Genomic DNA, 17,791 nt, shown 5'->3' with positions numbered 1-17,791 from the left:
CGCCTAGACTAATCATGACATTTCGACTTTCTGTGTGTTTATGCCTGACTGTGCTTTTTGTGCAGGGACAAACGCGCCCCGCCGGGCCTGATGTAGCCAACGCCAAGTACTGGCTGCTGTTGACCGATAAAGATCCGCACTCCGCACCGGCCTTATCGCCAATGGCAATTGCGCAGCGAAAAACACAGAGTCTACCGCTCGATGATACCGATCAGCCCGTATCAGGCAGCTACCTCACTCAGTTGAAACAAGCGGGCGTGCAACCCATTTGTCAATCACGCTGGCTCAACGCTGTGTCTGTCCGGCTAACTCCCCGGCAATACGCACAGGTGGTGAAACTTCCGTTCGTAAAAGAGATTCAGGCCATTGATCCGGCAATCGTGATAACGTCTACCGGCTTACCGGCAAATCCGCAACTAGCGCCGGTGATGTCGCAGATTCAGGCTCCCGACTTTGCAAAAGCGGGCCTGACGGGTCGGTTTGTGAATATCGGTGTTATTGATGCCGGATTTTTTGGTGCCGACTCTGCCAATGCGCTGAAGCATGTATTTTCCCGGGATGGGGTGAAACGGGTTCGGGATTATGTCAATGAAAAGAAGACGCATAATGAGTTGTTTCGTACACTGGAATCCAATGCCGATTTTCACGGAACCGAAGTGCTGGCAGCGATAGCCGGCAGCGACCCGGTCGAAAACATCCAGTTCGGCCTGGCTACCGACGCAACCTTTTATCTGGCTCGTACCGATCAGGGAAATCGCGAATATCGGGGTGAAGAAGACAACTGGGTGGCCGCTATGGAATGGATGGATAGCCTTGGCGTCCGGCTTATTAATACATCGCTTGGGTATGCCAAAGGCATGAGTAACCCCAAAGATAATTATGAGCCCGGCCAGATGGATGGGCACACCAGCCTGATCAGCAGGGCCGCTCAGATTGCCGCCGATAAAAAGGGAATACTGATCATTGTATCGGCGGGAAATGAAGGAGAAGACCGCTCCTGGCGCATCATCAGCACACCGGCCGATGCACAGGGCGTGCTGGCCATAGGGGCTACAAACTCACGGCTCTGGAACCGCATCGGATACAGTAGTATTGGCCCGGAAAGTCTGGCGTATCTGAAACCGAACGTAGCGTGTTTCTCCCTGTACGGTACGTCATTGTCGGCGCCGGTGATCACCGGATTTGCCGCCTGTATCATGCAGGCCAATCCCAAACTAACCAATAAGGAAGTGATGGCGATTATCGAAAAATCGGCTCATTTATATCCTTATGGAAATAATTACGTCGGTTACGGTGTCCCGCAGGCGTCGCGGGCGCTGGCATTGCTTCGTAATCAGGACGTGCCCACAGTTACACGTTCAGTGAAAGGGACCGGAAAAACCATAACTCTGCCCGTTACAACGAGTGACTTAGCGGTATCGGTCTTTCATAAAAAAGATGCCACGCATGTGTTGCAGCAGGAAGCGGCCAAGGTAAGCGAGGGCAAGCTCGTCCTGCGTCGATCGGCAGATGAAAAACAGACAACTGTTGATCTAAAAACTGAAGTCATTGAAGTTATCTGGGAGTAAATGCCTGTATGAAGAAAAATTAATCTCCACTTCAGATGGGGCTTAAGTGGCGACTCTAGTTTTGCTTCCGTAATCAACAGTAAACAACATTTACTTATGGAAACCCAGGCAAAATTAATCGCTATTGCGCTTATTGTATCAACGTTAGCATCGCCACTGGCACACGCACAGCGGGCAGAAGGCCCCGAGCCTGTACCCGGTGACCCGGCTGTTTCAATGAAAGGACCCGGTCGCGATCTACCCGAAAGGGGTGGCCCCGGCCGGAAGCACGGCAGACCCGACGCCGATCGTGGTGCTCGGGCAAATGGGCAGGGCCCCGGTCGAAATCACCGGTTTGAGGGCCTGACATCGCTTACTACCGTTTCGGGTACTGTTGGCCAGTTGGTTGGCAACGACGACGCCATTTTAGATGGATTCACCCTCAATACCGGTTCAGGACCAACGACAACGGTAAAATTTCCGCCCCATCTGGGCGAACAGGTGCAGAAAGCCATCAAAGTTGGAAGTACGGTTAGTGTTACAGGTTACACGGACAAAACCCCGGATGGAGAGAGTCTTTTTCGCATGAATAGCCTGACTGCCGGGAAAGTAACCGTGGACGATGCACCGCCTGTTCGTCCGGCTACCCCACCTACGCCCCCTGCCTTGACAACGGTAACCGGTAAGATAGCTGATTATCGATTGAACCGGGGTGGACGGGTTAACGCTCTGGTCCTCGACAACAAAACGGTGGTCAGTATTCCCGCTCACGTAGCTTATCAACTGACAGACTTGGCGAAAAAAGGCAACACAATTACTGTCCAGGGCTATCCAAAGCAAGTTCGGGAAGGGCAGGTACAGCTAGATAAAGTAAATGTTCTGCGCGCTTCTGTTTTAACCATTAACGGGCAGCAGTATCTGGTACGGTAATCAAAGAGCGAAAGAGTGGAAGAGCGAAATCACTTCCTACGCTAAATTGTACGAAAGCAGCATTCACTCTTTCACTCATTCACCTATTCGCTCTTTATTAAGTTGAAAATTCTGGTTATCGAAGATGAGCGTAAACTGGCCCGGTTTATCAAACAGGGGCTGGAGCAGCATGGCCATGTAGCCGATTTAGCGCACTCCGGCTCCGAAGGGCTCGACAATATTGCGGGCGGGTTATATGACCTGGTACTACTCGATCTGATGCTCCCCGGCCAAACCGGGTTTGAGGTACTTCAGAACCTTCGGGCGTTTGGGCTGACCGTTCCCGTTATGATCCTGTCGGCCCTGAGTGATCCCGAAAAAGTGGTGCAGGGGCTCGACCTGGGTGCAGTCGATTACCTGCGGAAACCATTCGACTTCAATGAGTTACTGGCTCGTATTCGGGTGCTGCAACGACGGAGCACCACCGGCGATAACGTCGTGCTTCGGGTAGCCGATATCGAAATGCGGCTCGTTTCGCACGAGGTGCTAAAAAATAAGGCAAGTCTGGACCTGACCAATCGGGAGTTCGCCTTGCTTGAACTCCTGATGCGCCGGGCGGGGCAACTGGTTACGAAGAACGAAATAGCCGAAAAAATATGGGCGATGGACTTCGACATGGGCAGTAATGTGATCGAAGTTCATATCTACCAGCTGCGGAAGAAACTCGATACAATCGGTACGTCCGGCCTGATTGAAACGCTTATTGGCCGGGGGTATCGGCTTAAAACAGCATGAGCCTGCGCAGCCGCATCGTGTTGGCCGTATCTGCGGTATTTGCCGCCGTAAGTCTGTTTACGGGCTGGCTCATGCTGGACCATGCCGAAAAGAGCTTACAGATCGCCTTCGACCGCACAACCCAGACGCGGGCCGACTGGCTGCTGTCGCAGGTTAGTGTTGATCCGGTTATACTGCCCCTCCCCACCGAACGGGAGCGTATGCGGGTGGTTTACCAGGGATACGGGCAAACTCGTGAACTCTTTAGTAGTCCCGGTTTCCCGGATAAACCCGGCCCGGGTTACCGGCGTCGTCACACTGAGGAGCGTCCGTATTCCTACCGTGCCATAACGAGTCAGGTAAGTACTGAACAGGCACCCGACGGGCGTATTCTGCTCACACTGGCCGTGCCGGATATCAATCTACAACAAGATATAACCCGTCTTCGGCTCGTGTTCGGCATCGGCTGGCTGCTGAGTCTGGGGCTGGCTTTCCTTGGGGGCTATGGCGTGGCTGGCTGGTTGTTACGCCCCATTCAGGCAATCGTTGACCAGGCCAGTACCATCAGCAATGCCACGGATAGTAGTCGAATTGCTTTGCCAAAAACCAAAGACGAGCTGTACCAACTGACCGATACGCTGAACCGTATGCTGGGGCGAATTCGGGAAAACGTTGATTTGCAGCGTAACTTTTTCGGGGCTGCTGCGCATGAACTACGAACACCCCTCACGATTATGAAAACGGGGCTTGAGGTGACGCTTGGCAACGAACAGGTCGACAAATCGCTGAAGCCTTTTCTGTCAGGTCAGCTGGACGAGGTGAGCCGATTGTCGCGGTTGCTGGATGAGTTTTTAACCCTGAGCCGTCCGGAAGATGCCGCACAAACACTCCGATTAAGCGAGGTGAACATCCCGCAACTGGTTAAAAAATGCTTAAATCAGTTGGTGATTTTAGCGGCTGAATACGACATAAAAACAACGATTGATTTCGGCGAGCCAATAGACGAAACTTACCTGACGGATGCGGTGAAGCTGGAACATGTTGTGTTGAACCTGCTAGAAAACGCGATAAAGTACGCAGTATCTGGTACTTACATTCATGTAAGCGTAGCGTATGAATACGGCTGGATAATTCGCGTTCAGAATCAAACAGTACGGGCGGGTGGACCCACCCTTGGTTTGGAGCAGCCTTATTTTCAGGCTGACCCGCTCAAGGAGGGGCACGGACTGGGGTTATGGATAAGCCACCGCTTAACAATGTTGCTGGGTGGTAAGTTACGTCTTGAGTGGGAGTCGTTTACATTTACCAGTGAGCTTAGCCTGCCTGCTACTGTAAACCAGCATTTAGAAGCATAAGAACAAATCATTCCATGAAAGGACTTTATTGCGTATTGTTGTTGACTTTATCGAACATCTTTATGACGCTGGCCTGGTACGGCCATTTGCAACTGAAACAATACCCGATGCTGGCGAAACTATCGCTCTTCGGCATTATTATGCTGAGTTGGGGGCTGGCATTTTTTGAGTACATTTTTCAGGTACCCGCCAACCGTATCGGATCGGACGAAACGGGTGGACCGTTCACACTCTTTCAACTAAAAACCATTCAGGAGGCTGTGTCGCTCACGGTGTTCACGCTGATTACCGTCTATTTTTTTAAGACCGATAAACTGGCCTGGAATCACCTCGTCGGCTTTGTCTTTATTGTCATTGCCGTATTCTTCATCTTCAAGAAGTGGTAACGTCAACCGATACGCGTCGGCCAGGCCAGTCAAGCCTGAAAGCGCTTGACTGGGCCAACTTTTTTCTGGCAGATGTTCGGGACGGGCTAGGTCCTTATCTGGCCATTTATCTGTTGACAAGCCGCCATTGGGAAGCGCAAAACATTGGTCTGGCTATGTCTGTAATGGGCGTGGCTACTGTTTTTGCCCAGACACCCGCCGGTATTCTCGTTGATCGAACTCGAAAAAAGCGTCTGTTTTCCATTGTGGCGTCGCTTCTGATCGCAACAGCGGCTTTGCTGACCGTAACCATACCTACCTTCAGCGTTGTTATTGGCGGACAGGTCATGATGGGTGTAGCTTCTGCATGGTTCACGCCCGTCGTTGCTGCCATCACACTCGGACTGGTAGGGCATAAGCCGCTCGACAAACGTATCGGGCGAAACGAAACCTTTAACCATGCCGGTAACGTATTCGCGGCTGTCATGGCCGGGCTGATCGGTTACTACGTTAGCACTGAAGGTATTTTTCTGCTATTGGCTGCTATGTCGCTCATCAGCAGCGTGGCAGTATGGCAAATTCGTGAAAACGATATTGATCATGATCTGGCTCGGGGAGATGGCGAGACAGCAACAGGGGGCGAAACGAAGTCAGGCTGGAAGGCCATACTGGGCAATCGTCCTGTTCTGTTTTTTGCGCTGGCCTGTGTGTTGTTCCATTTCGCCAATGCGGCTATGCTGCCCTTGCTGGGCCAGCGTCTGGCAAAGGGAATCAATGCTGGAGCCTCGTCGGCTTACATGTCGGCGTGCATTATCGTTGCGCAGGTTGTAATGATTCCGGTTAGTTATGTAACCGGCCGACTGGCCCCTCAGGGGCGTAAACGCTTACTACTGATTGGTTTTGCCGTGTTGCCCATCCGGGGGCTTTTGTACACCATGACCGATGCCCCCATGCTACTGGTAGCTATTCAGATTCTGGATGGGGTAGGGGCCGGAATTTTTTGGGTTCTCTCTATTCTAATCGTCTCCGACCTGACGAGAGGAAGTGGTTTATTTAACACCACGCAGGGCGCTATAGCTACGGCAGTCGGTTTAGGGGCATCACTGAGCAATGCTTTTGCTGGCGCCATTGTGCAGCATGCAGGCTACAATACGGCTTTTCTGACATTGGCAGGCATTGCTGTTGGCGCCCTTGCAGTCCTATGGTTCTTAGTGCCGGAAACAAGACCTGAATAGGCATTTGGGTCAGCCAGGTCAGCAAAGATTCTCTTGAAGACACAATTACGGGCCCCAGCAACAACAACGATCGGGACTTACATGTATTCGCCTTTGCTCAGGTAATTTTTTACGTAGTCGGAGATGCCGTCTTCGAGCGATGCGAAAGGGCGATCATACCCGATGGAGCGGAGTTTGGCCATGTTGGCCTGCGTGAAGTACTGATATTTGTCGCGAATATCGGCGGGGGTGTCAACAAAGCTGATATTGGGCTCCAGATCGAGCGCGTGGAATGTATTTTTGGCTAGGTCGAGGAAGGTTCGCGCCTTGCCGCTGCCGAGGTTATAAATGCCGGAGTTGCGCCGGTGGTGCATCAAAAACGAGCAAACCTCCACAACATCTTTCACATACACGAAGTCCCGCATTTGCTCACCATCCGCAAAGTCGGGATTGTGCGAGCGGAATAACTTCATACTTCCGGACGCTTCAATTTGCTTGAATGTGTGAAAAATCACAGACGCCATTCGGCCTTTATGGTATTCGTTGGGGCCGTACACATTGAAGAATTTCAGGCCAGCCCAGAAAAATGGTTTACGCTCCTGCTCCAGTGCCCAGATATCGAACTCGTTCTTTGAGTCTCCATAAGGATTTAACGGCTTTAGCTGTGGAATCAGAGATTCATTATCGTCATAGCCCAGCTCACCGAGACCATAGGTAGCCGCTGAGGAAGCGTAGACGAGTGGTATCTGGTACTGAATACATCGATTCCAGATTTGCTTGGAGTAGTCGACATTCAAATGCTCAAATATTTGCCGATCGAACTCGGTTGTATCGGTACGGGCACCGATATGAAACAGGAATTCTACCTCGTGGTAATTCTGATCGAGCCAATCAAAAAAGTCTTCCCGGTCAACTCGTTCCTGAATCCGCTTTCCTGCTAAGTTGGCTTCTTTATCAGGATAGGAGAAATCATCAACGGCAATAATGAAATTGAAATTTTCCTGATTCAGCTTGCTGATCAAACAGCTTCCAATAAAACCGGCGGCTCCCGTAACAATAATCATAAAGAGGTAGGCGTAAACGTGTTCGTGGTGATAATAGGATAGGTATCAGCGTAAATGAAGCAAAAGTGGCTGTAAAGATACGCGTTTTTAGATGGACAAATGAATAGCGAATTTCCTGATTAAATTGTATTTTTCTTATTTCGGGGCAACTGCCTGATAACTCTTTAGTTGGTAGAGTTAGTCCTTTTATCAAGCCGGAACTGTTCGTACCTTTGTGGCCTATTTTCAAATCGGCGTTTCTGGCAACCGCCCCATCTAAACCAGAAAAATGGTATATATCAATAGAATCGAGCATTTCAACGCAGCACACCGGCTATATAATCCCGCCTGGTCTGAAGAGCGCAATAAGGAAGTATTTGGCCCGTGTGCAAACATTAACTGGCATGGGCACAATTTTGAATTAATCGTAACCGTGAAGGGTGAGCCCGATCCCGATACCGGATTTGTCATTGATTTGAAGCTACTGGGGGATATTGTCCGGCGGGAGGTGATCGAAAAAGTAGATCACAAAAACCTGAACCTCGATGTCGATTTCATGAAGGGCAAAATGGCTAGTTGCGAAATCTTCATTATGGAAATCTGGAAGATTCTCGAACGGGCGCTCGAACCCGTTACAGATGCCCATCTGCACCAGCTTCGGCTCTACGAAACCCCGAAAAATTTTGTGGATTATTTTGGGGAGTAAACACGCATGAACTACTACCTCATTGCTGGCGAACGCTCGGGCGATTTACACGGGGCCAACCTGATCAGGGCGATTCGCCAGTATGATACCACGTCTGCACCTACCTTTCGGGCGTATGGCGGTGAGCAGATGGAAGCCGCGGGCGCGGTTCTGGTGCGGCACTACCGCGAAATGGCGTTTATGGGGTTTCTGGAGGTGGTAAAAAATCTGGGTACCATTCGCCGGATCATGCGCGAGTGCCAGGCTGATTTACTGGCCAATCGGCCTGATGTGCTGATCCTGATCGATTACGCGGGTTTCAATCTGCGCATGGCCCGTTTTGCCAAAAAACACGGGATTCGGGTGTTTTATTACATATCGCCGAAAGTATGGGCCTGGAATCAACGGCGGGCGCTTAAGATCAAGACATCCGTCGATAAGCTGTTCACAATTCTTCCGTTCGAAACCGAGTTTTTCGCCAAATACGACTATAAAGTTGAGTATGTAGGTAACCCACTCCTCGACGCCCTCGCCGACTTCCATCCCAACCCGGCATTTCTTAGGGAAAAGGGGCTAACAGACCGCCCTGTTATTGCCTTACTGCCGGGAAGTAGGCATCAGGAAATCACCTCCATTCTGCCAGCCATGCTGGAGACAACCCGCCGGTTTCCGGAATACCAGTTTGTGCTGGGCACTGTGAGTAACTTACCGGATAGTCTGTACAAAGGCTTGCTGGCCAATTTCCCAAATGTGATTTGTGTGAGCGACGCGGCCTACGATTTACTGCATGTAGCCACCGCTGCACTCGTTACATCGGGCACCGCCACCCTCGAAACGGCCCTGCTGAACATACCACAGGTCGTTTGCTACAAAACAACGGGCATAAGCTACGCTATCGCCAAACGGTTGATTGCCGTTCCCTTCATCTCCCTCGTCAATCTCATCGCCGACCACGAAGTCGTTAAGGAGCTGATTCAGAACGACCTCACAGTCGAGCGCATCGCTGCTGAACTACGGCGTATCTTGCCGGGTCAATCGGGACGCGCTGCGCAGTTGGCTGGCTATGCCGAGGTCCAGAAAAAGATGGGTGAGGCAGGGGCATCTCAACGGGCAGGGCAACTCATGGTGGCAGAGTTGACTAAAGAAAGGTCATTGACCCATTAGGCAGGCGGGTTATCATCGGTGTGTAGCCACACCACCTTTTGCTCAGGTTTGTGCGCCTGACTGATAATATCCCGATAAAGATCCGGTCGACGTGCTTTTCGGTATCGGTAGCCGCCCGCCTGCTCCAGCTTTTCGGGCGTGAGGGTCGCAATGGCTATGTCGTTACCTAACTCCCGGCATTCGGCCAGTATATCGCCGAACGGATCGAGAATCATGGAGCAGCCGTTTTTCAGCTGGTCGTCGTCCATGCCGATGGGATTGGCAAAAACGGCATAGATGCCATTGTCATAAGCTCGTGCCGGAAGCCACTTCATGAGCCATGCCCGCCCTTTCATGCCGTCAAATTCCAGTCGTACCGACGTTGGATCGTTGTGTCGGTTATGCCATAAAGCAGGATCGGCAAAACCGGCTCCCGGCCGGGTAGAAGGGGTCAACATCGTGACGTGCGGCATGAAAATGATGTCGGCTCCCAGCAAAGCCGTAGCCCGCACATTTTCAATGACGTTATTGTCGTAGCAGATCAAGATGCCACATTTCCATCCATACAGGTCGAAGACGACGTACTCGTTGCCGGGTAGCAAATGTGGGTTGATAAAGGGGTGCAGTTTTCGATACTTGGCGACCAGTCCGTTTTTATCGACGCACACATACGCTTTGAAGAGTTGATCCTGGTCGTCTTTTTCGAATAACCCCGCCAGAATGACAATGTCATTTTTCCGGGCTATCTCGATAAGCTGCCGAATGCTGTCGCCATCAGGTATCCGCTCGGCAACTTCCAGCAATTGCTCTTTGGATAAATGCCGGGCAAACGTATAGCCGGTAATCGAACATTCGTGGAACGCAATGACTTGAGCGCCCTGCCGGGCGGCTCTGGCCGAAAGGCTGTCTATAATGCCAAGGTTATACGCTTTGTCGCCACTGGCATTTTCGAACTGGGCGGTTGCCACTTTAAGGTTATGCATAACGTAGCCGATGAGGGTAGGATGAACGAAAACTCAGGCAATTACACCCGTTTCTTCCCAGTGCGTCAACCAGTCTTTCTTTACGCCATGAACCTGGGAGAAAAACGTATAGAAAGGAAGCATGTCTTTTTCGTAATCGCCTGTAACGTAGAGTGGTTCACTTAGAATCGCCAGTCGGCGGGGCCAGTCGAAGCCAACCAGAATAAGGGGAACATTTGCATTAAGGGCGATGTAATAAAAGCCTGTTTTCAGCTTATCGACATTGCTGCGCGTACCTTCCGGCGCAATGCAGATGTGGAGCTGCTCGTTCTGGTTGAAGACATTCACCGTGGCGTCAACCAGGTTACGCGACTTATCGCGATATACAGGTTTACCACCCAACGCTCGGAATAACCAGCCGGCGTACCAGGTAAACAGCGAACTTTTGGCGAGGTATTGAATCCAGATATGGATGGTAGGGCGGATGCCCAGGCCAACCAGGAAGTCCCAGTTGGTACTATGTGGAGCCACTACCCAAATGGCTTTTGGTACAGTTGGAATAGGGCCTGTTACCCGCCAACCCCATACTTTAAATAACCAACGGGTAAAGGCACTGAGCATATGTTAAATAGTTAGTGGTTAGTACAAAGTAGCTAGTAACTAATGTTGTACGTGTACAGACCACTAGTCACTAACTACTAAGCACTAACCACTGAATTAATACTTCCGGTCGTTGCGCTCCAGCCAACGGCCCGTTATGAACGCAGAGATTAGTAGTACTGCGTAAAACAGAAGTGTCAAAGGTGTTGATAAATCCATATCGATGTTCAGTTGAATTCCGGTGCAAAAATAACAGAGGCTTTTGATTTTAAACCTATACGGTCTCAAAGACCTTCCAGGTTTTTGATTATAAAACCCCTTTCGTGCTCGGAAGGTTGTCCAATTCGTTGATATCGCGCCGAACGGCCATTTTTATTGCTTTGGCAAATGCTTTGAAAATGGCCTCTATTTTATGGTGCTCATTATCCCCTTCCACTTTAATGTTCAGATTGCAAAGGGCGGTATCGGAAAACGATTTGAAGAAGTGGTAGAACATCTCGGTTGGCATATCGCCGATTTTCTCCCGCTTAAATTCAGCATCCCAAACCAGCCAGGGACGCCCCGAAAAATCAATGCCTACCTGCGCCAGGGCTTCATCCATTGGCAGCAGGAACCCGTAGCGGCTAATGCCCCGTTTGTCGCCAAGGGCCCGTCGATACGCTTCCCCCAACGCCAGCGCCGTGTCTTCGATAGTGTGGTGTTCATCGATATGCAGATCGCCGTTGACCCGGATCGTAAGGTCAGCACCGGAATGTTTGGCCACCTGATCGAGCATGTGGTCGAAAAAGCCAAGCCCGGTATGAATATCGGCCTTGCCGCGCCCGTCGAGGTTTAACTCCACCCGGATTTGTGTCTCTTTTGTATTCCGCTCAACAACGGTAGTGCGGGCTGGCAAGCGCAGAAATTCGTAAATCTCATCCCAGTCGCCGGTTTGGAGAACAATGGCCTGCTGCATGGCTTCGGTTAAGCCGCTAACATCAGCCGATTGTACAGCGGCCAACCCATTGGGCGGCAGGAACAAAATAGCCTTAGCGCCAAGGTTGACGGCCAGTTGTACGTCGGTGAGCCGGTCGCCAATAACGAAGCTATTAGCGAGGTCGTAGGGAGCCTCAAAGTACTGCGTTAACATGCCCGTACCGGGCTTACGGGTAGATGAATTATCGCGTGGGAAATGTCGATCGATATGTACGGCCGCAAAGTTGATATTTTCGCCGGCAAACGTGTCCATCATTTTGTTATGAGCTGGCCAGAATGTATCTTCGGGAAAAGATTCAGTGCCCAGACCATCCTGGTTGGTGACCATGACCAGCTCATAAGCAGTTTCTTCAGCAATTTTCCGCATAGCCGATATGGCTTTTGGAATGAAGTCTAGTTTAGCGAGCGAGTCAACCTGTTGATCCGGTTGTGGTTCGGCAATAAGCGTTCCATCGCGGTCAATAAATACTATTTTTTGCATAATACGGATAAGAGAAGTACCACAAAGATACAGTCAGGTCATATTACAAACGAAAATATACTACTTTTGCATTAGAGTTCTTGTATAGCTGTTTTTACCGTTTCTATCAATATCCATATCATAATTTAATGTAAACATTTGGGCTATATTTTTTATTGTTCTGTTAACCAAGTACCTATAAAGTTAAACTGATTACGGAAACATAGTTTATATAGACACACATAAACAACAGTAGAAAGACTAACCCTCTCTTCAAGAATTTCTTATAAAAAATTACACGTACTAAATTTTAGTTAATAACATGCCAACAGCATCCAGATTAACCCGCATCGGGGTATTTTATGACGGAAATTATTTTTTACACGTAAGCAATTATTATAACTATTCTCACGAACGTCGCAGTCGTATAAGTATATCAGGGTTGCACGCTTTTATCCGTCGGCAGGTTGCCGAAGAGGAAGGCGTAAATGAACGTTTATGCCAGATTGTAGACGCACATTATTTTAGGGGGCGGCTCAACGCTCATGAAGCTAACCAGCGTGGAAATCAGCTGTTTTATGACCGCCTTTTCGACGATATTCTGATGTCGGAGGGGGTAGTTACCCATTATTTACCTGTAAAAACGTATCAAGGTTACCGTCAGGAAAAGGGCATTGATGTGTGGCTGGCCCTCGAAGCATTTGAGCTGGCTCAGTACAAGAAATTTGATGTGGTCGTGCTGATTACTTCGGACGGCGATTATGTACCGCTCATCCGTAAACTCAATACGCTCGGTTCCCGGATTATGGTACTTAGCTGGGATTTTGAATTTCTGAATGAGCAGGGCGAAAAACAAGTGACCCGTACCTCACAGGATTTACTGGAGGAGGTTTCGTATCCGGTTGGCATGCACGGGCTGATTGACGACCGTAGCCGCCGAAACGACATGGTTATTCAAAATCTGTTCGTGAAGCAGCAAACCCGGCCAACGTTTACAACGGTTCCGGCAAATGGTAGCACGTACAGCAACGGAAATAGCTTCGGCGGACTCAGTGCGGGCGATGCCTATGATGAAGCTTACCTGCCAGCCGACGAACCCAATTATAATCTGGCGGATGGAATGGACGATCCGGAAGGTCGGAAAATCAGCACGATTCGCAGTTTGAAAACGGGTTATGGCTTCGTCAACTACCCGCCCAACAACCTGTTTTTCCACTATACGAGTCTGATTGATACTGATTTTAATGAATTACAGGTAGACGACGAGGTTGAATTTACCGTTGGGCGCAATGCCGAAGGAAAAGATATTGCTATCGACGTTCGTCTGTTGCATCCCTAGTAATGAAAGCTGTTGAGGTGCCGATTGAAAACCCGCTGACATGGCGTTGGCAGGCTTTGAGCTGGGCCGTCAGTCAGGAAGCACATACAAATGGCTTTGTTGCCTTTTTAAATAATAACGAAACCGTTTATCCGCATGACCCGTTTCCAAATCGACTGTTCGTCGGAGCGAAGCGGGTCATCTCTTTTGCCGATACGACAGCAAGGGATGCCTTTCAAACACTGGAAAAAGCGCACCGCGAACAGCCATCATTTCTGGTCGGGTATTTTGGTTACGATCTAAAAAACCAGCTGGAGGCCTTAACCAGCCGGAATGCGCCCCGAATTGAGTTGCCCGATGTTTACTTTGTAGAGCCGGAATGGGTAATTGACTTCTCATCCGGTAATACCATCGTTGTCAGGGGAGAGGGGAATATTGATCAATTGCTCCAAAGGATAACGGCTTACGAGTCCACTCAGTACCCGAGCGTCTCCCAACACATACCCGCTGCCGTTCAATGCCGCGTTACGCCAGCGGAGTACGAGGCTACCGTTCGCCGAATTAAAGAACATATCATAGCCGGTGATGTGTACGAACTGAATTACTGCATCGAGTTCTTCGCCGAGACTATCCAACTTGATCCGCTGGCAACCTATCAGGCACTAAATGAACGGTCGCCGATGCCTTTCTCGAATTTTATCAGGCTGGGTGATCAGTACCTAATTGGTGCCTCGCCCGAGCGATTCCTCAAAAAAGAGAGTAACCACCTGATAACCCAGCCTATCAAAGGCACCATCCGGCGCGGACAAACCCCCGATGAAGATGCTGCCCTGCGCAGTGAGCTTATTAATTCGGAAAAAGAGCGGGCCGAAAACCTGATGATCGTCGATCTGGTCAGGAACGACCTTGCCCGAAGTGCCGTGACCGGTACTGTGCAGGTAGATGAACTTTTCGGTATTTATGGCTTCCGGCAAGTGTACCAGATGATTTCTACCGTTTCAGCCACGTTGCGGGATAGCGTTTCGTGGACCGATGCGCTGCGGCATGCATTTCCGATGGGCAGTATGACGGGAGCCCCTAAAATTCGGGCTATGGAATTGATCGATGAACTGGAAGTTGGTAGAAGAGGGGTTTATTCCGGTGCGGTAGGTTTTATAACGCCCGATGGTGATTTCGATTTTAGTGTGGTGATTCGGACACTGCTGTACGATGCCCAACGGCAGTATGCTTCTTTTTCGGTTGGTAGTGCCATAACGTACGATGCCGATCCGGCGCGGGAATGGGAAGAATGTCTACTGAAAGCAAGTGCTATTCGGCAAGTGCTGGAGTCGTAAGCGCTTTATTATCTACCTTTCCCTAAATTGTTTGATTCCGCGTGTGGAATTCCCCCACTTTTTTTCTCATATGAGCTAACGAGTGCAACGCTTTGGTGCCAAAATGACTCATTATGAGCCTAGTTAGCCGTTTGCTAAATTAGCTACTATAAATTTAGTTAAAAATCGTTAACTGAATGATCATTTGATCTTATTGCGCTTAGCTTTGCTTCCAGTACACCTGTTCAACCTTTACCCTCTCCATGTATGAAAAACCTTTTCCTGCTGGCCGTATTGTGTCTTTTCGCGGCCACACTTTATGCACAAAATCCAGCCAGTCCGGGCCGGTTCACGTTACAGGGCCGAGCCGTCGATACTGCCTCAGCACCACTTGCTTCGTCGACAGTGATGCTGCTGAACGCCAAAGATTCGTCGCTTGTCAATTTTACCCGCACCGGTGATAACGGTGCTTTTTTATTCAAAAACCTAAAGTCGGGTAAGTACGTCCTGAAGATTTCCTTCGTCGGTTTTATTCCCTACAACCAGGTAATACAGCCAACCGGCGACGCGCTGATCGATCTTGGTGCGTTGAAATTGAAGCCAATAACGCGGGAGTTGATGGAGGTGGTGGTCCGAACGGCCAAGGCACCCCTCACGATCAAAGGTGATACGATCGAGTATAACGCCAGTTCGTTTAAAGTACCGCCGGGTTCTACCGTCGAGGATCTGCTTCGCAAGCTTCCGGGGGTGCAGGTTGATCAGGATGGGAACATCCGGGCGCAGGGGCAGGAGGTCAAGAAAGTGACCGTCGATGGTAAGAGCTTTTTCGGGAATGATCCCAAAGCTGCCACTAAAAACCTGCAGGCCGAAGCCATTACCAAAGTGCAGGTTTTCGACGATAAGACCGAACAGGCCAAATTGACGGGTATCAACGACGGCAAAAAAGAGAAAACGGTCAATCTGGAGCTGAAAGAAGAATTCAAAAAGGGCGGTTTCGGTAAAGTGACGGCCGGTGGCGGTCCGGCCTCCAACAACGTTTCGGCCCGCTTCGATGGGAAAGGGATGTATAACAAGTTCGACAGTAAGCAGCAGTTTTCGGCCATTTTGCTGGGGAACAATACGAACCAGCAAGGCTTGTCGTTCAATGATTATCAGGATTTCAGAGGGAGTAATGCGTTTAATTTCAATGACAATGCCGACTTCGGTTTCAGCGGTTCTAATCGTTACCTCTATTTTGGCGACGATAACGAAAGCCTGACGGTACCCGTAGGCGGGGGAGAAGGGCGGGGTTTCTCGAAAAACTCGGCTGGTGGTATCAACTACAACTACGATACCAAGAAAACCAAACTGAGTACCAGCTACTATTACAACCAGACACGTATCGATCTGGATGCCCTTCGCGAAAACAAACGTTATCTGCCCGGAGCCTCGTCGCTCCGTACGACTGATACCAGTAACCAGTCCAATCTGAATACCAACCATCGGGTAAGTTTTCGATATGAGAAGCAACTCGACTCTATGCAGACGTTGGTCGTAATCAGTAACGGTCGGTTTGGAAACGGCAACAGTAACCTGCAAAGCCTACAACGGGTGTTTCTCAATTCGGGAACGGGCAGCGACGTACCCACGACCAATAGCCAGACGCTCAACAACACTTCCGCCAACCAGTTTGCCATGGCAAACACGGTTCTGTATCGGCTGAAACTGAAAAAGAAAGGGCGTAGCTTAGCCGCCAGCGGCACTTTTCAGACCAACTCGAACGATGGCGATCTGTTGCTGAAAGCCCGGAATGAGTTCTTTCAGGCCACGAGTGTCAATGACATGCTGCGCGTCCTGAATCAGGATCAGGCTACAACCTCGCGTAGCAATCAGTACAAAGGTAACCTGCTCTTTGTAGAGCCCTTCGCCAAAAAATACACCTGGGAAACGTTCTACAACTTCAGCTTGCGAAATGATGAAGTTGACCGGGATGTTTCCAACCTCGACGATAGCCGTCGACGTATTGACTCGCTGAGTTTATACTACAAAAACAATTACCTATTCAATCGGCTGGGTAGCAGCCTGCGGTACTCGTTCAAAGGATTGAATATCGCTGCGGGGGTAGCAGGTCAGCAATTCCGGCTCGACGGTAGGTATGCCCGAAACGAGGACCAGCCGCTTCAGCCCATCCAGCGAACCTATACGACGGTTATCCCTAATGTATCGCTCAATTATTCCATGAAAAATAACCGATCGCTCTCGGCTGATTACGATGTGGGCGTTCAGATACCGTCGTCGCGGGATTTGCAGCCGGTTACCAGTAATAGCAATCCGCTGTTTGTAACCCGTGGCAATCCCAATCTGCTGCCTCAGTTAAACCATAATCTTAGCGGCTATTTCAATTACTTCAACCCGGGCAGTTTCACCAATTTCTTTGCCAATATCTACACGACATACTATGTGAATCAGATAGTCTACAGCCAGACGGTTGACCCGCAAACGAACATCGTCACGACCATGCCCGAAAACCTGACGGGAGGCCGCAATCTGGGTACCTATTTTAATTTTGGTTTTCCGCTCAAGAAAACCAAAGCTACTCTTGGGCTGAATTCGCAATTGAATTTTGGACATAACCTGACCCGGATCAATACGGTGCTGAATGAAACGGATAACCAGAATTATTCCTTCGGCGGGCGGCTCGAACTGACACCTAAACCGTGGATTGCTTTCTACGCCAATGCTAACGTTAGCATTACCAATACGCGCTACTCGATCAACACGGCACAAAACCAGACTATCTATAACAACTCGTTTCGGGGTGATCTGAATTTGCAGTTGCCGGGAAGTATATTCTTCAATACTTCGCTTAATTACCGGACGTATAAGAATGAGAAATTGAATTTCAACCAGCAGATTCCAATCCTGAATACGTCCATTTATCATATTCTTGGAAAAGCCAAAAAGGCGGAGATTCGGCTATCGGCGTATGACCTGCTTAATCGCAACGTGGTTATATCGCAATATGCCGGTCAGAATTACACCAGTACTGAGCGGATTCAATCCCTGGCCCGCTATTTCATGTTAAGTGTCACGTACAACATGCGGGGTGTTAAGGGGCAGGTTCGTCGGGAGGGATATTATTGATATTA

15 protein-coding genes are annotated in these 17,791 nt (G+C 49.8%); 11 read left to right on the top strand and 4 right to left on the bottom strand.

The window, feature by feature from the left end:
• The first annotated feature begins 14 nt into the window (after positions 1 to 14).
• The 6 genes from ACYVJM_RS08425 to ACYVJM_RS08400 all read left to right on the top strand — a co-directional run bounded on the left by ACYVJM_RS08425 (position 15) and on the right by ACYVJM_RS08400 (position 6,185).
• Positions 15 to 1,568: a S8 family serine peptidase gene (locus ACYVJM_RS08425; protein ID WP_461147785.1), complete on the top strand. Its 1,554-nt coding sequence runs from the start codon at positions 15 to 17 to the stop codon at positions 1,566 to 1,568.
• Between the two features lie 96 nt (positions 1,569 to 1,664).
• Positions 1,665 to 2,477, top strand: a complete 813-nt coding sequence (locus ACYVJM_RS08420; RefSeq protein WP_461147784.1) for a hypothetical protein — start codon at positions 1,665 to 1,667, stop codon at positions 2,475 to 2,477.
• 102 nt (positions 2,478 to 2,579) lie between these two features.
• Complete coding sequence (locus ACYVJM_RS08415; protein ID WP_461147783.1) at positions 2,580 to 3,251, top strand: response regulator transcription factor; 672 nt, start codon at positions 2,580 to 2,582, stop codon at positions 3,249 to 3,251.
• Positions 3,248 to 4,585 (top strand): sensor histidine kinase, encoded by a 1,338-nt coding sequence (locus ACYVJM_RS08410; protein WP_461147782.1) that lies wholly within the window; start codon positions 3,248 to 3,250, stop codon positions 4,583 to 4,585. Before ACYVJM_RS08415 ends, ACYVJM_RS08410 begins: the two co-directional genes overlap by 4 nt.
• Before the next feature lie 14 nt (positions 4,586 to 4,599).
• Complete coding sequence (locus tag ACYVJM_RS08405; RefSeq protein ID WP_461147781.1) at positions 4,600 to 4,971, top strand: DMT family protein; 372 nt, start codon at positions 4,600 to 4,602, stop codon at positions 4,969 to 4,971.
• A complete protein-coding gene (locus ACYVJM_RS08400) occupies positions 4,965 to 6,185 on the top strand; it encodes an MFS transporter (RefSeq protein WP_461147780.1) in 1,221 nt (406 codons plus the stop codon). The genes ACYVJM_RS08405 and ACYVJM_RS08400 overlap by 7 nt, the downstream gene beginning before the upstream one ends.
• 77 nt (positions 6,186 to 6,262) lie before the next feature.
• Here ACYVJM_RS08400 and rfaD read toward each other — a convergent pair whose 3' ends face one another.
• On the bottom strand, positions 6,263 to 7,228 hold the full coding sequence (rfaD, locus tag ACYVJM_RS08395; RefSeq protein ID WP_461147779.1) for an ADP-glyceromanno-heptose 6-epimerase: 966 nt from the start codon (positions 7,226 to 7,228) through the stop codon (positions 6,263 to 6,265).
• Positions 7,229 to 7,496: 268 nt separating this feature from the next.
• Here rfaD and ACYVJM_RS08390 point away from each other — a divergent pair, with 268 nt between their 5' ends.
• The gene (locus ACYVJM_RS08390) at positions 7,497 to 7,913 is read left to right on the top strand and encodes a 6-pyruvoyl trahydropterin synthase family protein (protein ID WP_461147778.1); all 417 of its coding nucleotides are present in this window, start codon (positions 7,497 to 7,499) and stop codon (positions 7,911 to 7,913) included.
• Between the two features lie 6 nt (positions 7,914 to 7,919).
• Positions 7,920 to 9,056, top strand: coding sequence for a lipid-A-disaccharide synthase (gene lpxB / locus ACYVJM_RS08385; RefSeq protein WP_461147777.1), 1,137 nt, complete (start codon positions 7,920 to 7,922; stop codon positions 9,054 to 9,056).
• Here the strand turns inward: lpxB and ACYVJM_RS08380 are convergent.
• The 3 genes from ACYVJM_RS08380 to hisB form a co-directional block, all read right to left on the bottom strand.
• Positions 9,053 to 10,018, bottom strand: coding sequence for a nitrilase family protein (locus ACYVJM_RS08380; protein ID WP_461147776.1), 966 nt, complete (start codon positions 10,016 to 10,018; stop codon positions 9,053 to 9,055). The two genes, lpxB and ACYVJM_RS08380, sit on opposite strands and share 4 nt — an antisense overlap.
• 33 nt (positions 10,019 to 10,051) lie before the next feature.
• On the bottom strand, positions 10,052 to 10,618 hold the full coding sequence (locus ACYVJM_RS08375) for a 1-acyl-sn-glycerol-3-phosphate acyltransferase (protein ID WP_461147775.1): 567 nt from the start codon (positions 10,616 to 10,618) through the stop codon (positions 10,052 to 10,054).
• A gap of 286 nt (positions 10,619 to 10,904) precedes the next feature.
• Complete coding sequence (gene hisB / locus ACYVJM_RS08370; RefSeq protein ID WP_461147774.1) at positions 10,905 to 12,053, bottom strand: bifunctional histidinol-phosphatase/imidazoleglycerol-phosphate dehydratase HisB; 1,149 nt, start codon at positions 12,051 to 12,053, stop codon at positions 10,905 to 10,907.
• Positions 12,054 to 12,354: 301 nt separating this feature from the next.
• Here hisB and ACYVJM_RS08365 point away from each other — a divergent pair, with 301 nt between their 5' ends.
• The 3 genes from ACYVJM_RS08365 (at position 12,355) to ACYVJM_RS08355 (ending at position 17,786) form a co-directional block, all read left to right on the top strand.
• Complete coding sequence (locus tag ACYVJM_RS08365) at positions 12,355 to 13,371, top strand: NYN domain-containing protein (protein WP_461147773.1); 1,017 nt, start codon at positions 12,355 to 12,357, stop codon at positions 13,369 to 13,371.
• Between the two features lie 2 nt (positions 13,372 to 13,373).
• The gene (gene pabB, locus ACYVJM_RS08360) at positions 13,374 to 14,684 is read left to right on the top strand and encodes an aminodeoxychorismate synthase component I (protein WP_461147772.1); all 1,311 of its coding nucleotides are present in this window, start codon (positions 13,374 to 13,376) and stop codon (positions 14,682 to 14,684) included.
• A gap of 246 nt (positions 14,685 to 14,930) precedes the next feature.
• Complete coding sequence (locus ACYVJM_RS08355) at positions 14,931 to 17,786, top strand: outer membrane beta-barrel protein (protein ID WP_461147771.1); 2,856 nt, start codon at positions 14,931 to 14,933, stop codon at positions 17,784 to 17,786.
• The last annotated feature ends 5 nt before the right edge of the window (positions 17,787 to 17,791 follow it).

The sequence above is a fragment of the Spirosoma pulveris genome (genome assembly GCF_054781875.1).
The sequence above is the reverse complement of the archived record's forward strand: the minus strand, read 5'-3'. Positions and strand labels throughout refer to the sequence as shown.

What these genes read in the sequence shown, in the direction of transcription:
- ACYVJM_RS08425 (WP_461147785.1), top strand. Translation starts at nt 15, where the DNA reads ATGACATTTCGACTTTCTGTGTGTTTATGCCTGACTGTGCTTTTTGTG.
- ACYVJM_RS08420 (WP_461147784.1), top strand. Translation starts at nt 1,665, where the DNA reads ATGGAAACCCAGGCAAAATTAATCGCTATTGCGCTTATTGTATCAACG.
- ACYVJM_RS08410 (WP_461147782.1), top strand. Translation starts at nt 3,248, where the DNA reads ATGAGCCTGCGCAGCCGCATCGTGTTGGCCGTATCTGCGGTATTTGCC.
- ACYVJM_RS08405 (WP_461147781.1), top strand. Translation starts at nt 4,600, where the DNA reads ATGAAAGGACTTTATTGCGTATTGTTGTTGACTTTATCGAACATCTTT.
- rfaD (WP_461147779.1), bottom strand. Translation starts at nt 7,228, where the DNA reads ATGATTATTGTTACGGGAGCCGCCGGTTTTATTGGAAGCTGTTTGATC.
- ACYVJM_RS08390 (WP_461147778.1), top strand. Translation starts at nt 7,497, where the DNA reads ATGGTATATATCAATAGAATCGAGCATTTCAACGCAGCACACCGGCTA.
- lpxB (WP_461147777.1), top strand. Translation starts at nt 7,920, where the DNA reads ATGAACTACTACCTCATTGCTGGCGAACGCTCGGGCGATTTACACGGG.
- ACYVJM_RS08380 (WP_461147776.1), bottom strand. Translation starts at nt 10,018, where the DNA reads ATGCATAACCTTAAAGTGGCAACCGCCCAGTTCGAAAATGCCAGTGGC.
- ACYVJM_RS08375 (WP_461147775.1), bottom strand. Translation starts at nt 10,618, where the DNA reads ATGCTCAGTGCCTTTACCCGTTGGTTATTTAAAGTATGGGGTTGGCGG.
- hisB (WP_461147774.1), bottom strand. Translation starts at nt 12,053, where the DNA reads ATGCAAAAAATAGTATTTATTGACCGCGATGGAACGCTTATTGCCGAA.
- ACYVJM_RS08365 (WP_461147773.1), top strand. Translation starts at nt 12,355, where the DNA reads ATGCCAACAGCATCCAGATTAACCCGCATCGGGGTATTTTATGACGGA.
- pabB (WP_461147772.1), top strand. Translation starts at nt 13,374, where the DNA reads ATGAAAGCTGTTGAGGTGCCGATTGAAAACCCGCTGACATGGCGTTGG.
- ACYVJM_RS08355 (WP_461147771.1), top strand. Translation starts at nt 14,931, where the DNA reads ATGAAAAACCTTTTCCTGCTGGCCGTATTGTGTCTTTTCGCGGCCACA.